Here is a 14,217-nt window from a genome sequence, read left to right on the forward strand (position 1 = left end):
ATGCGCGGCCGCCGGCCGCGCGCAAATCTTGGCACTGTTGGTTTCGGGGGAAACGATGAGCGATTCATTTCGGGAAGTTACATCCGTCTCGTGGTTCGGGCGGATCAAGCGCGCGGTCGGTGGTGTCATCTTCGGCCTGCTTTTGATCGTGCTGATGGTGATCGGCCTGTTCTGGAACGAGGGCCGCGCGGTGCAGACGGCACGCTCGCTCGCCGAAGGGGCTGGCGCCGTGGTCTCTGTCAGCGCCGACAGCGTCGATGCCGCCAATGACGGCAGGCTGGTGCATGTCAGCGGGCCGGTGACGGCGGACAGCGGCCTGTCCGATCCGGATTTCGGTATCGCGGCGCAAGGGCTGCGCCTGTCGCGCGACGTCGAGATGTACCAGTGGAAGGAAGAGTCCAAATCCGAGACCACCAAGAAACTTGGCGGCGGCGAGGAGACGGTCACCACCTACAGCTATTCGAAGGTGTGGGACGACAGCCAGATCGACTCCTCGGATTTCAAGAAGCCGGACGGCCACCAGAATCCGCCGATGGCGATCCACAGCCGGACCTTCCAGATTCCGGAAGGCAAGCTCAGTGCTTTTACGCTCGATCAGCCAGTGCTCGATCGCATCGAGGGTGACAAGGACTATTCGCTGTCGGCCAGTCAGTCAGCCGCGATCAAGGCCGCCTATGCCGGCGCCAAGCCGCTCAACATCGTCGACGGCAAGATCTATCTCGGCGTCGACACGACGACGCCGGCGCTGGGCGACTACCGCATCGGCTACGAACTGGCGCCGCTCGGCGTGGTCAGCATCGTGGCACGTCAGGCCGGCAGCCGGTTCGAACCCTACCAGACGGTGGCCGGCGACGAATTGCTGATGGTCGACACCGGCACTGTCCCGGCCGACAAGATGTTTGCCGAAGCCGTCAGCGCAAACACGCTGATCACCTGGCTGCTGCGCGCTGCCGGCCTGCTGTTGCTGACCATCGGCTTTGCCCTGTTCCTCAGCCCGATCGGGGTGATCCTCGACGTCATTCCGTTCCTTGGCAGCATGGCGCGGATGGGCACCGGCATCATCGCCTTCTTCCTGGCGATCCTGGTCGGCACGACGACGATCGCCATCGCCTGGTTCTGGTATCGGCCGGTGCTGGCGGCGGGCATCCTGGCCGCCGGCGTCATCGCGGCGGCGGCGGTCTATTATTTCGGCCGCTCACGCAAGGCAGCCGCACCGGCGGTCGTGCCGAGCACCGGCACCGCAACCTGATCGCGAGAACCCGGCAGCAGCGCCGCCCGGTCCCTCGCTTTGCTTCTGCAGTCGGTGCCCCAAAATCGCTCACGCCTTTGGGGTGACGGCATTTACCTGCCCTCGAAACCGGTCAGCACGCCGACGGCGTTGACGCCGATCTCCTCGACGGCATAGCCGCCTTCCATGACGAACAGCGTCGGCAGGCCGAGCCTGGCGATGCGGCGGCCGATCTTGGGATAGTCCGACGTCTTCAGCTTGAACTGGCTGATCGGGTCCTTCTCGAAAGTGTCGACGCCGAGCGAGACGACGACGACGTCCGGCGCGTAAGCGGCAAGCTTGGCGCAGGCATCTTCAAGCGAGGCATTCCAGGCGTCCCAGTCGGTGCCGAACGGCATCGGATAGTTGATGTTGAAGCCTTCGCCGGCGCCCGAACCACGTTCATCGGCATGGCCGAGGAAAAAGGGATATTCGACCATCGGATCGCCGTGCAGATTGAGGACCTGCACGTCGGCGCGGTCATAGAAGATCTCCTGCGTGCCGTTGCCATGATGGTAGTCGACATCGAGTATGGACACACGGCTGGCGCCCTGGTCGAGGAACCATTGCGTGGCGACGGCGGCGTTGTTGATGAAGCAATAGCCGCCCATGAATCCGGCTCCCGCATGATGGCCCGGCGGGCGGCAGAGCGCGAAAGCGGATGCCTCGCCGCCCTTGACCAGGCCGGCGGCGGTCAGCGCCACGTCATAGGACGACTTGATCGCGGCCCAGGTGCCTTCGACGAAGGTGGCGCCGGCATCGAAGGAATAATAACCGAGCAGGGCGTCGATGCGCTTTGGCGGCACGTCGCCGCGCAGGCCGCGGGTCGGCCATGTGAAGGGCATCGCCGAGCCCTTGAAACCGGCTTCCACCCATTGCGGCCAGACCGTCGGCAGGAAGTCGATGTAGTCGGCCTTGTGGATACGCCTGGCGGCAGCAAGATCGTGCTCGAGCGGCAGGACGATCGGACCCAGTTTCTCGCTTTCGACCCGCGCCTTGATGAATTCGGCCCGCGAGGGCATTTCGAAACCCGGCACGATCGCAGCGGTGACCAGTTCCATCTGGCCGGCATGGCCAGCATGAAGCGGCGAATAGACAGTCTTCATGAAATTCCTCTCGAAGTGCGAAATCAGTCAAGGTTGAGATAGGGGCTCACCAGAGCGAGCCACATGGTTTCCACATCGTCCTCGATGAGGTTGTATGTCCTGCGATCCCTCTTCAGTCCGACCAGCCGGCAGGCGTGCCCGACCTCCATCATCACAAGGCCGAGCCGTTTGGCGATCTTGTCTTCAAGAACAGGATTCACATGCCGCAGCCAGGCGGCGTAAAGCGCGATGATCTGCTCGTCATATTCGTCCTGGATAGGCCTGAGATCGGCATTGCCTGAAATGGCCTCGATCACCGGCATCAGGGTCGCGTTCTCGAGATAGATACTGGACGTGTCGATAAAGAGCTTGCGCACTTCGCGCCGGAATTCTTCGCGGTTGGTGGGCCGGGGGACCTTGATACGCTTCTCGATCACTTCGGGAAAGGAGGACAGCCAGCGCCGGGCGAGGTCCAGAAGAATGGCTTCCTTGTTGGGGAAGTATTGGTAGACCGACCCGACCGACAGGCCTGCGCGCTGCGCAATGGCGAGCGTCGTCGGCGTCTTGGTTCCTTGCTCCCGCGTCAGGATCAGCGCCGCGTCGAGAATCCTGTCGACCACCTTGCTCGACCGTTGTTGGCGCGGCTGCTTGCGCGGTTCGAGCGCTATCCTGGTTTTGCGGTCGAGACTGCGCTTCACTGCCTGATGTCCCCGTTCCCCGCCCGGTCCCAACACACGGGGAGGGTGCTGTCCACAATACATTCCAAATTCCGCATGTTGACAAACGCGAATAAACAGTCGCATTCTTTATCCACGCTGTCTTCAGGGATAACAAGGGGAATTTCGAAGACAGCACGCTGGCATCGTTTTTTGTCCGTAGCGCCGCTCCAGTGGAGTGGCCGCTCGTGGGCACAGGGTTGTCGGTCTCAGTCAGTCGTCAAAAGCGCGGAGTCGCGATGTCTGTCACGGGTGCGGGTCATAATGCTGATCTGATCGTCATCAACGGTCGCGTGCTGACCATGGACCATGACAATCCCGTCACAGAGGCTGTTGCCGTCAAGGACGGCGCCATCATCGCCATCGGCAGCCGCGCCTCCATCGAAGAGCTCAAGGGACCGGCCACCAAGGTCATCGACGCCAAGGGCGGTTCGGTGATCCCGGGCTTCATCGAAGCCCATATGCATCTGTTTTCAGGCGGGGCTGAACTTGCCCACCTCCAGCTCACCGGTATTCACGGGTTTGAGGCGCTGCAAAAGGCAATCCGCGACTATGCGCCGACCCAGCCGGATGCGAAAATGCTGGTCGGGCAGGGTGTCGACTACACGGTGCTCGGCAGCGAGCGGGTGACACGACACCATCTCGACGCCATTTTGCCCGATCGCCCCTTCTGCATGGCGGCGCCCGATCATCACACCATGTGGGCCAACACCAGGGCGCTGGAAACGGCCGGCATCCTGCATGGGCGCACGCTTGGCCCCGGCAACGAGATCGTCATGGGCGATGATGGCCTGGCCGGCGGCGAATTGCGCGAGGGCGAAGCCTTCGGTCCGGTGCTTGACCTTGCCGGCGAAAGCCGGGTGCGGCTGGGCCTGGCCACCGGCGGCGAGCCGGACCCGATGCCGACCGCGGCCGAGCGGGCCGCCGACCGCGATATCATGCGGCGCGGGCTTGCCTGGTGCGCGCGCCATGGCATCACCTCGATCCAGAACATGGACGGCAATCTCTATCAGCTTGAACTGCTGGCCGAGATCGAAGCCGAGGAAGGGCTGCCCTGCCGCGTGCAGATACCGTTCCACTACAAGAATTTCATGACGCTCGACATGCTCGACAAGGCGTCCGACATGGCCAAGCGCTACAACAGTGAGTGGCTGTCATCAGGCATGGTCAAGGTGTTCTACGACGGCGTGCTGGATTCCTGGACAGCGGTCATGGTCGAGCCCTATGCCGACCGTCCGGACTGGGTGGGCGAGCCGCTGTTCACGCCGCAACAATTCATCGACCTGGCTGTCGCCGTCGACAAACGCGGGCTGCAGATCGCCGTGCATTCGATCGGCGACGGCGCCGTGCGCGCGGTGCTCGACGGTTACGAAGCGGCGCAGAAGGCCAACGGCAAGCGCGACAGCCGCCACCGGGTTGAGCACATCGAGGTCACCACCACCGCCGACGTTCCGCGTTTTGCCGAACTCGGCGTCATCGCTTCCATGCAGCCGCCGCACCCGCCTGGCGCCATGGATTTTCCGCTGGAGCCGACCGTATCGCGCATCGGGCCGGCGCGCTGGCCGTTGAGCTATGCCTGGCGGACCTTGAAGGATGCCGGCGCGCGCGTGGTCTTTGCGTCGGACTGGCCGGTGTCGCCGATCGATCCGATCCTGGGCATCCGGGCGGCAGTGTTGCGCAAACCGTGGGCAGAAGGCGACCCGGACCAGAGTTTCTCGCTGCATGAATCCCTCGCCGGCTACACCGTCGAAGGTGCCTATGCCGAATTCGCAGAGCACCGCAAGGGCATGATAAAACCCGGCTATATGGCGGATCTGGTGGTGCTCTCGGCCGATATCGAGGCGACCGCGCCGGAGGCGTTGCACAAGGTGCATCCGGTAACGACGATCTGTGGTGGCAAGATCACCTATCAGGCCTGACTGTGGCATGAGGCTTGCTAGCCAAATTACGAATTGAACTGTGATTCAGTGCCGGGCTTGCCAACATACCGGCCTTGTGTTCACATCGAACAGGGGAACATTCCGCCAGCAAGAGCGGGGTCAACAGTGAGGCGTAGTCGTGCCGGATAAACCGGATCGGAATGCGATTGAAGTTGTCAAAGTAAGCAAAATTTTCGGATCAGGAGAGGGCCAAGTCGCTGCCCTCGATACGGTCTCGGTATCCATCCGCGAAAACGAGTTCTTTACGCTGCTCGGCCCGTCGGGCTGCGGAAAGACGACGTTGCTGCGGCTGATTGCCGGCTTCGACTTTCCAACCGCCGGCGAAATCCTGCTCTACGGCCAGGACATCGCGCCGCTGCCGCCCTTCAAGCGGCCGGTCAACACCGTCTTCCAGTCCTATGCGCTGTTTCCGCACATGACAGTGGCCGAGAATATCGGCTTTGGCCTGGAGATGCTGGGCAAGCCGAAGGCCGAGATCAAGGCGCGCGTCGACGCGATGTTGAAGCTGGTCAAGATGGAAGCGCTCAGCGCGCGCCGCACCAGCCAGATCTCCGGCGGCCAACAGCAGCGTGTGGCGCTGGCCAGGGCGCTCGCACCGCAGCCGAAAGTGCTGCTGCTCGATGAGCCGTTGTCGGCGCTCGACTACAAGCTGCGCAAGGAAATGCAGATCGAGCTGAAGCGGCTACAGCACGAGACCGGGATCACCTTCATCTTCGTCACCCATGACCAGGAGGAAGCGCTGACGATGTCGGACCGCATCGCGGTGATGTCGTCCGGCAGGATCCTGCAGGTCGGCTCGCCGCGCGACATCTACGACCGGCCGTCGGAACGCTTCGTCGCCGATTTCATCGGCGAGTCGAACTTCCTCAAGGCCGAGGTGGTTGGTGTCTCGGCAGGCCGCGCGACGGTAAAACTGTCGTCGGGCACGGAAATCCCGGCCTCGCTGCCGGAGGGCCTGGTTCCCAAGGGCAAGGTTACCATCGTCGTGCGCCCCGAACATGCGCAGTTGAGCGCCGCAAGCCCCAGTGCATCGCTGTCGGGCACGGTCGAGAACATCGTCTATCTCGGTACCGACACGCATTTCCATCTGCGCCTCGCCGATGGTGAGCCCTTCATCGTGCGGCGCCAGAACAGCCGTGGCACCGGCGACGGTATCGTCCAGGGCGGCAAGGTCGGCATTCTGATTGGCGGCGACGCCGCCCAGGTCTTGAAGGACTGACGATGGCGACCGCAGAGGAAGTCGCCAAGGCAGCAGAGCGGCGCGATATCCGCGACCGCTGGCTTTTGTCAGCCCCAGCACTGCTGGTCATTTTTCTCGCCGCGACCGGCCCGTTGCTGATCGTGCTTGTCTATTCGTTCCTGACGCCCGGCGCCTATGGCGACGTGAAGTGGCAGTTTTCATCCGATGCCTGGTTGTCGGTGTTCATGGAACGCGACATTTTCGACGATACGCTTTCTCTCGCGGCAGCGCATGTCACCATCTTCTGGCGCTCGATCAAGCTTGCCGTGGTGACCACGCTCGCCACATTGGCGCTCGGTTTCCCGACCGCCTATTTCATGGCGACACGAAGCGAAAAGACCAGGGATCTCTGGCTCTTCCTGATCACCATTCCGTTCTGGACCAACCTTCTGATCCGCACTTTTGCCGTGCTGCAGATCATCCGCAACGAAGGCATCGTCAACACGATCCTGCTCAAGCTCGGCATCATCTCGGCGCCGATCCAGATCCTCTTCACCGATACGGCGATCCTGATCGGCATGGCCTATGTCTATCTGCCGCTGATGGTGCTGCCGATCTACGCCAGCATGGAGAAGCTCGATTTCCGGCTGGTCGAGGCGGGCTACGATCTCTACGCGACACGCTTCAAGGTGCTGCGGAAGATCATTTTCCCGCTGGTCAAACCCGGCGTCATCGCCGGCTCCATCCTGGTCTTCATTCCAGCACTCGGCGCCTATGTGACACCAAGCGTGCTTGGCGGCGGCAAGAATATGATGCTGTCCAACCTTATCGAATTGCAGTTCGGCCAAGGCCGCAACTGGCCGCTCGGTTCAGCGCTGTCGATCGCCGTCATGATCATCGTGATGGTGGCACTGCTTGCCTATGTGCGCAATGCCGGAACGTCAGGGGTGCGTCATGGCTAGCAATTTCTCCATCAAGCATCAGCCGGGCTTTACCGCGATCGCGGCGACCTGCTTCGTCTTGCTCTACCTGCCCATCATCGTGCTGGTCGTCTATGCCTTCAATGCGGCGAACTCGACATCGGAATGGGGCGGCTTCTCGCTCAAATGGTTCCAGTCGGCGTTGCAGAACACGCAGGTCATCGATGCGACCCTGCGTTCGTTCCAGATCGGCGCCACCGCCGCGGTGTTCTCGACCATCTTCGCCACCATGGCCGCGCTCGCCACGACGCGGACGGCACCCTATCCGGGTCTGACGTTCAAATATGCGGCGATCAACCAGCCGCTGATGGTGCCCGAGATCGTCACCGGCGTGGCGTTGCTGATCTTCTTCTCGCGCATCAAGATCTTCACCGGCTATTCCGGCCTCGGCTACCTGATCGCCGCGCATACGGCGTTCTGCATTCCCTTCGCCTATCTGCCGATCCGGGCGCGGCTGGAGAACATGGATCTGACGCTGGAGCGCGCCGCGGCCGATCTCTACGCGACGCCGTGGAAGACCTTTCGCCGCATCACGCTACCGCTTTTGTGGCCCGGCATGCTGGCCGGACTGATGCTGGCCTTCGTCATCTCGCTCGACGACGTCGTCATCACCGAGTTCGTCAAATCCGGTGGCCAGGACACGCTGCCCACTTACATGCTCGGCCAGATCCGCCGTGGCGTAACACCCGAGATCAACGCGATATCGACCGCTTTCCTGCTGCTCTCGGTCGCGATCGTCACGTTGTTTTTCTTCGTCAGCAGGAAACGAAACTGAAACCAACAATGGGAGTTAGAACGATGAACTGGAAGACAACAGCGACCGCCATGGGGTTGGCGTTGCTCGCTTCGACGGGCCTGGCTCGCGCCGATGGCGAACTGAACATCTACAATTGGGGCAACTACACCAGCCCCGATGTGATCAAGAAGTTCGAGGATAAATACAAGATCAAGGTGACCATCACCGACTACGATTCCAACGACACCGCGCTCGCCAAGATCCGGCAGGGCGGCACCGGCTTCGACATCGCCGTGCCATCGCAGACCTACGTGCCGATCTGGATCAAGGAAGGCCTCCTGCTCGAAACCGATCCGGGCAAGATGGAGAACTTCAAGAACGTGGCGCCGGAATGGGCCAATCCTGAATTCGATCCGGGCCGCAAATATTCGGTGCCGTGGGCGTGGGGAACGATCGGCGTCGTCGTCAACACCGATGCCTACAAGGGGCCGGCCGATACGTGGGGCATCGTCTTCAACACGCCCGACGAGCTGAAGGGCAAGGTCAACGTCGTTCCTGAAATGAACGATGTCATCTTCGCGGCGATCAAATATGTCGGCGGCCAGCAATGCACCGACGACAAGACGGTGCTGAAGAAGGTGCGCGACCTGCTGGTGGCGGCCAAGCCGAACTGGATCGCGATGGAATACAACACCATCGAAAAGATGGTACCCGGCGACTTCAAGGCGACCAGCGACTGGAACGGCTCGGCGCTGCGTCAGCGGCTGGCCAATCCGGCCATCCATTACAACTATCCGAAGGAAGGCTTTGGCCTGTGGAGCGACAATGTGGTCGTTCTTAAGGAGGCCAAGAACGTCGAGAACGCCAAGCTGTTCCAGAACTTCATCATGGATCCGGAAAACGCGGCTGGCCTCTCGGCCTTCCACCGCTACGCCAACGCCATCACCGGCTCGGACAAATACATGCCGGCTGACATGAAGGACGCGCCGGAAGTCGTCATTCCGGCCGACGCCAAGCCGAAAGGCGAATTCCAGAAGATGTGCGCGCCGGAAACGCAGGAACTCTACACGAAGATATGGACCGAACTGCAGAAGTAATCTCTGCATGACGGACCCGGCGGCACACGCCGCCGGGTCTTTTCTTTTCCGGGAATAGCCTTTCATGGACTCCTATCGCAATTCCGATCCGCGGCCGCCGATCATGCAGGGCTCGCCGCCGGCCATGGTGCTGCCCAAGCTCGACTGGGACCGGCCGCCATGGAACCGCTGGGCGTTCCAGCATGTCAGAGAATTCCTGCCGACCGCCGAAGTCTGGCGCGGCAATGGCCATCGCCACCGCTTCGAACGCGCCGAAGTCGATCTCGACGGACAGGCGGTCGAGGACAGCACGGGCCAGCCGACGACGCTCGCCGGATTGCTCGACGAGACCTATACGGACGGCTTCCTGGTGCTGAAGGACGGCAGGATAGCCTATGAGCGCTATTTCAACGGCATGGGCGAGCGGTCGCTGCACCTGTCGCAGTCGATGGCCAAGTCGGTCACCGGCTCGGTTTTCGGCATACTGGTCGGGCGCGGCCTGATCGATCCGGCCAGGCCGGTGACGGACTACCTGCCGGAACTGAGCGTCACCGGCTGGGCGGGAGCCAGTGTCCAGCATGTACTCGACATGACCAGCGGGGTGCGTTTTTCCGAGGAATATACCGACCGCTATTCGGACATCGGCCAGGTCGATGTCGCGACCGGTTGGAAACCGGTGCCGCCGGACAGCGATCCGGCCTTTCGCTGGCCCTCGCATATGTTCGAGCTGATCCTCGGCCTCACGGAAACGATCCGCCCGCATGGCGCGGCCTTCGAATATCGCTCGATCGAGACCGATGTGCTCGCCTTCATCATGGAACGGGTGACAGGCAAGCGTCTGCCGCAACTGGTTTCGGAAGAACTCTGGCAAAAGCTCGGCGCTGATGAAAGCGCCTGTTTCACCGTCGACAGTGCCGGCTATGCGGTCGCCGATGGCGGCTTCAACGCGACGCTGCGCGACTATGGCCGGTTCGGCCAACTGATCCTCGACAATGGCGGCGGCGTGGTGCCGGCCGACTGGATCGAGGCGACGCGCAACGGCAGGCACGGGCCGGACTTCAATCCCAGCCTGCCCGAAGGCAGCTACCGCAACCAGTTCTGGATCGAGGATCCGCGCTCGCGCGCGCTGATGTGCCGGGGCGTGTTCGGCCAGATGATTCACATCGACTGGAACACAAGTATGGTCGTGGTGAAGCTTTCGACCTATCCGGATTTCAGCAATGTCGCCTATTCGGTGGCGACGGTGAAGGCCGTGCACGCCATTGCTGCGGCACTTGCCTGACAGGCTGCTTGGAAACCCACTCCGGCGGCCATCGCCGGAGCACCTTTCGAAACAGCCTCTAAGAAACCCAAAGAAATCCAGAAGGATACGCCATGACCGGCAAGACCGCGTTCGAAACCCGATACGGCTTCCGCCGCAATGAGGTTCTGCTCGCCAACTGGCGCGAAAATCCGTTCAACCGCTGGTCGTTCCAGAATCTTGGCGAACTGGTGCCGACGGCGCCGGTGGCAGCAGTGCCGGGTGGTATCGAGGCGCCGGTGCGGGATATCAGCGGCTTGCTGGGCAACAAGGTCACGATCGCCGGCGCGCCGGAGACGGTGGCTGATTTTCTCGCACGCTCGAACACCGACGCGCTGACGGTGATGAAGGGCGGCACGGTCATCGGCGACTGGTTCGCGCCGCATATGGATTTCGGCGCCCGCCATATCATCTTTTCGATCAGCAAGTCGCTGACCGCCATCGTCGCCGGCATATTGGAAGGCGAGGGCGTGTTCGATCCGGAAGCGCCGGTGACGCATTACATTCCGGAAGCCGCCGGATCAGCCTACGCCGACGCGAGCGTTCGGCATGTGCTCGACATGAGCGTCAGCCTCGACTTCGAAGAGGCCTATCTCGATCCGGAAAGCGCCTTTGCCCGCTATCGCCGCGCCACGCTGTGGAATCCGGGCGGCGGCACGGAAAGCCTGCGCGAATTCATCCTGACCTTGCAGCGGCTTGCCGAGCCGCATGGCCAGACCTTCCGCTACCGCTCGCCCAATTCCGACCTGCTCGGCATCCTGCTCGAACGTGCCTCGGGCCAGCGCTTCACCGACCTGATGCGCGAGAAACTTTGGCTGCCGCTCGGCGCCGTCAACGAAGCCTCGATCGGCGTCGACATGGAAGGCACGGCGCGCACTGCCGGCGGCATTTCGGTGACGCCACGCGACCTGGCGCGTGTCGGCGAGATGATGCGGCAAGGCGGCACGGCCAATGGCCGCCGCGTCGTGCCCGAAGCTTGGGTGCGCGATACGATTGCCACCGGCGGCAGTTCGGAAGCCTGGCAGCGTGGCGCGATGCTGCCGCTGTTCCCCAAGGGCCGCTATCGCAACAAATGGTACCAGACGGGTCTGCCGGGCGGCGCCTATTGCGGCATCGGCATCCACGGCCAGTGGCTCTATGTCGATCCCAGGACCGAAGTGGTGATCGCCAAGATATCGTCGCAGCCGGTGCCGGTCGATGATCCGCTGGATATCGAGATCGTTGCCTTCTTCGAGGCGATGAGCCGGATGGTCTAATCTCCCTACCCGCCAATTACCGCGCGCTTTCCTGTGGACCCGCCGGGCTGATGAAAATGCGGCGGTTGGCGGACTGAACGTCTGCGCCTATGGTCGCCGCTCTTTTCGACGAGAGCAGGAACGACATGGCATCCGACATCAAGCGTATCGCAGCCATCATCGCGGCCGAGATCACGGCGCGGCCCGAACAGGCCGCGGCGGCGATCGAACTGCTCGACGAGGGCGCAACGGTTCCTTTCGTGGCACGCTACCGCAAGGAGGTGACGGGCGGGCTGGACGACACGCAGTTGCGCCTGCTTTCGGAGCGTCTGGCCTATCTGCGCGAGCTCGACGCGCGCCGCGACACCATCCTTGGTTCCATCCACGAGCAGGGCAAGCTGACCGACGAGCTTGAAGGCAAGATCGTCGCCGCCACCACCAAGGCGGAGCTGGAAGACATCTACCTTCCCTACAAGCCGAAACGGCGGACCAAGGCTGAAATCGCCAGGGAGCGCGGGCTGGGGCCGCTGGCCGAAGCCATCCTGGTCGACCGGTCTCTGGTGCCGGCCGAACTGGCGCTGACCTATGTGACCGATGAGGTGGCCGACGCCAAGGCGGCACTCGAGGGCGCGCGCGACATCCTGTCGGAACAGTTCGCCGAGAATGCCGACCTGGTCGGCAAATTACGGACCTACATGAAGGAACGCGCCTTCATGCGCGCCCGGGTGGTCGACGGCAAGCAGGAGGCCGGCGCGAAATTCTCGGACTATTTCGACCATGTCGAGCGCTGGTCGACCGTGCCAAGCCATCGCGCGCTGGCGATGCTGCGCGGCCGCAATGAAGAGGTGCTGTCGCTCGACATCGAGGTCGATGCCGATGACACGTCGCCGGTGAAGCCGGTCGAGCGCATGATCGCCAACGCCTATGCCATCGGCGGCAGCCTGCCGGGCGACCGTTGGCTGATGGAGGTGGCGGGCTGGACTTGGCGGATAAAACTGTCGCTGCACCTGACGCTCGACCTGATGCGCGACCTGCGCGAGCGGGCGGAAGAGGAAGCGATCCATGTCTTTGCCCGCAACCTGAAGGATCTGCTGCTTGCCGCCCCCGCCGGCTCGCGCGCCACGATGGGGCTCGACCCCGGCATCCGCACCGGCGTCAAGGTGGCGGTGGTCGACGGCACCGGCAAGGTGCTGGCGACGACGACCGTCTATCCGTCTCCACCCCGGAACGATGTGCGCGGCACGCAGGCGGAGCTGGCCAAACTCGTTCGCCTGCACAAGGTCGAGCTGATCTCGATCGGCAATGGCACCGGCAGCCGCGAAACCGAAAAGCTGGTGGCCGACATGCTGTCCGATATGCCGGCGGATGGCGGGCCTAAGCCGCTCAAGGTGATCGTCAGCGAGGCCGGCGCCTCGGTCTATTCGGCTTCAGCGACGGCGGCGGCGGAATTCCCAGGCCTCGACGTGTCGCTGCGTGGTGCGGTGTCGATCGCCAGACGCCTGCAGGATCCGCTGGCCGAACTGGTCAAGATCGAGCCGAAGTCGATCGGCGTCGGCCAGTACCAGCACGATGTCGACCAGTACCGGCTTGGCCGCTCGCTGGAAGCGGTTGTCGAGGATGCGGTCAACGCCGTCGGCGTCGATCTCAACACCGCTTCGGCGCCGCTGCTGGCGCGCGTTTCGGGCCTTGGCGCATCGCTGGCCGACGCTATTGTCGCGCATCGCGATGCGACCGGACCCTTTGCCAGCCGCAAGGATCTGCTCAAGGTGCCCCGCCTCGGACCTCGCGCGTTCGAACAATCCGCCGGCTTCCTGCGCATCGCCAACGGCAGCGAGCCGCTCGATGCCTCGTCGGTGCATCCGGAAGCCTATGGCGTGGCGAAGAAGATCGTCGCCGCCTGCGGCCGCGACGTGCGCTCGCTAATGGGCGACAGCGCTGCGCTGAAGGCACTCGATCCACGCGTCTTCGTCGATGAGCGTTTCGGCTTGCCGACGGTGCGCGACATCCTGGCCGAGCTGGAAAAGCCCGGCCGCGATCCACGCCCCGGCTTCAAGACCGCGACCTTCGCCGACGGCATCGACGATATCAAGGATTTGAAGCCCGGCATGCTGCTGGAAGGCACCGTCACCAATGTCGCGGCCTTCGGCGCCTTCGTCGATATCGGCGTGCATCAGGACGGGCTGGTGCATGTCTCGCAACTCGCCGACCGTTTCATCAAGGACGCGCATGAGGTGGTCAAGGCCGGCGACGTGGTCAAGGTGCGCGTCGTCGATGTCGACATCAAGCGCAAGCGCATCGCCCTTTCGATGCGCAGGGATGGCGGAGAAGGTGGTGCATCGCGCAGCGGGCCGCGCGACACTGGCGGCGGCAGACCAGCGCCGCGTTCGCCTGCGCCGCAGCGCCAGCCGGAACGGCCGGCGCAGCAAGGCGCGTTCGGCGCGGCGTTGGCCGATGCGTTGAAGCGGAAGTAGCGGTTCTTCTCGCTCCGCCAAGGTCGGCGCCGCCCCTCATTGCCCTGCCGGGCATTTCTCCCCGTATAGTGACGGGGAGAAATGGCTGGCCGCATCGCCGTCACTCTTCTTGAAACGCTGGCGATTGGTGAAATCGCCAAAGACAGCCCCCTCTCCCCGTCACTATACGGGGGAGGATGCCGGCAGGCAGGTGAGGGGCGGCGCCACCGCCCGCAAAAGCCGCCAGTACTC

Annotated in this window: 11 protein-coding genes; 9 read left to right on the top strand and 2 right to left on the bottom strand. The window is 63.1% G+C overall.

Translation table 11 applies throughout. The features are described 5' to 3' along the window. Window positions 1-55: 55 nt before the first annotated feature. Window positions 56-1,249, top strand: coding sequence for a TMEM43 family protein (locus tag AC1D08_RS20130; RefSeq protein WP_457153710.1), 1,194 nt, complete (start codon window positions 56-58; stop codon window positions 1,247-1,249). Window positions 1,250-1,341: 92 nt separating this feature from the next. Here AC1D08_RS20130 and AC1D08_RS20135 read toward each other — a convergent pair whose 3' ends face one another. Then, the gene (locus AC1D08_RS20135; RefSeq protein WP_457153709.1) at window positions 1,342-2,373 is read right to left on the bottom strand and encodes a histone deacetylase family protein; all 1,032 of its coding nucleotides are present in this window, start codon (window positions 2,371-2,373) and stop codon (window positions 1,342-1,344) included. Window positions 2,374-2,396: 23 nt separating this feature from the next. Beyond that, the gene (locus tag AC1D08_RS20140) at window positions 2,397-3,050 is read right to left on the bottom strand and encodes a TetR/AcrR family transcriptional regulator (RefSeq protein ID WP_095084491.1); all 654 of its coding nucleotides are present in this window, start codon (window positions 3,048-3,050) and stop codon (window positions 2,397-2,399) included. 257 nt (window positions 3,051-3,307) lie between these two features. Here AC1D08_RS20140 and AC1D08_RS20145 point away from each other — a divergent pair, with 257 nt between their 5' ends. The 8 genes from AC1D08_RS20145 (at window position 3,308) to AC1D08_RS20180 (ending at window position 13,986) form a co-directional block, all read left to right on the top strand. Then, on the top strand, window positions 3,308-4,987 hold the full coding sequence (locus AC1D08_RS20145) for an amidohydrolase (RefSeq protein ID WP_457152090.1): 1,680 nt from the start codon (window positions 3,308-3,310) through the stop codon (window positions 4,985-4,987). Window positions 4,988-5,126: 139 nt separating this feature from the next. Then, complete coding sequence (locus tag AC1D08_RS20150) at window positions 5,127-6,227, top strand: ABC transporter ATP-binding protein (RefSeq protein WP_477228063.1); 1,101 nt, start codon at window positions 5,127-5,129, stop codon at window positions 6,225-6,227. Window positions 6,228-6,229: 2 nt separating this feature from the next. Beyond that, the gene (locus AC1D08_RS20155) at window positions 6,230-7,150 is read left to right on the top strand and encodes an ABC transporter permease (RefSeq protein WP_457152088.1); all 921 of its coding nucleotides are present in this window, start codon (window positions 6,230-6,232) and stop codon (window positions 7,148-7,150) included. Then, window positions 7,143-7,943, top strand: a complete 801-nt coding sequence (locus AC1D08_RS20160) for an ABC transporter permease (protein ID WP_457152087.1) — start codon at window positions 7,143-7,145, stop codon at window positions 7,941-7,943. The genes AC1D08_RS20155 and AC1D08_RS20160 overlap by 8 nt, the downstream gene beginning before the upstream one ends. A gap of 23 nt (window positions 7,944-7,966) precedes the next feature. Further along, window positions 7,967-9,001, top strand: coding sequence for an ABC transporter substrate-binding protein (locus AC1D08_RS20165; RefSeq protein WP_457152086.1), 1,035 nt, complete (start codon window positions 7,967-7,969; stop codon window positions 8,999-9,001). A gap of 64 nt (window positions 9,002-9,065) precedes the next feature. Beyond that, complete coding sequence (locus AC1D08_RS20170) at window positions 9,066-10,262, top strand: serine hydrolase domain-containing protein (protein ID WP_457152085.1); 1,197 nt, start codon at window positions 9,066-9,068, stop codon at window positions 10,260-10,262. A gap of 92 nt (window positions 10,263-10,354) precedes the next feature. Then, a complete protein-coding gene (locus AC1D08_RS20175; protein ID WP_477423810.1) occupies window positions 10,355-11,536 on the top strand; it encodes a serine hydrolase domain-containing protein in 1,182 nt (393 codons plus the stop codon). 125 nt (window positions 11,537-11,661) lie between these two features. Next, complete coding sequence (locus tag AC1D08_RS20180) at window positions 11,662-13,986, top strand: Tex family protein (protein WP_457152083.1); 2,325 nt, start codon at window positions 11,662-11,664, stop codon at window positions 13,984-13,986. Window positions 13,987-14,217 lie beyond the last annotated feature (231 nt).

The organism is Mesorhizobium sp. P2_E6, assembly GCF_056403835.1.

Coding starts and splice junctions, on each gene's coding strand:
- AC1D08_RS20130 (WP_457153710.1), top strand. CDS start 56: ATGAGCGATTCATTTCGGGAAGTTACATCCGTCTCGTGGTTCGGGCGG.
- AC1D08_RS20135 (WP_457153709.1), bottom strand. CDS start 2,373: ATGAAGACTGTCTATTCGCCGCTTCATGCTGGCCATGCCGGCCAGATG.
- AC1D08_RS20145 (WP_457152090.1), top strand. CDS start 3,308: ATGTCTGTCACGGGTGCGGGTCATAATGCTGATCTGATCGTCATCAAC.
- AC1D08_RS20155 (WP_457152088.1), top strand. CDS start 6,230: ATGGCGACCGCAGAGGAAGTCGCCAAGGCAGCAGAGCGGCGCGATATC.
- AC1D08_RS20160 (WP_457152087.1), top strand. CDS start 7,143: ATGGCTAGCAATTTCTCCATCAAGCATCAGCCGGGCTTTACCGCGATC.
- AC1D08_RS20165 (WP_457152086.1), top strand. CDS start 7,967: ATGAACTGGAAGACAACAGCGACCGCCATGGGGTTGGCGTTGCTCGCT.
- AC1D08_RS20170 (WP_457152085.1), top strand. CDS start 9,066: ATGGACTCCTATCGCAATTCCGATCCGCGGCCGCCGATCATGCAGGGC.
- AC1D08_RS20175 (WP_477423810.1), top strand. CDS start 10,355: ATGACCGGCAAGACCGCGTTCGAAACCCGATACGGCTTCCGCCGCAAT.
- AC1D08_RS20180 (WP_457152083.1), top strand. CDS start 11,662: ATGGCATCCGACATCAAGCGTATCGCAGCCATCATCGCGGCCGAGATC.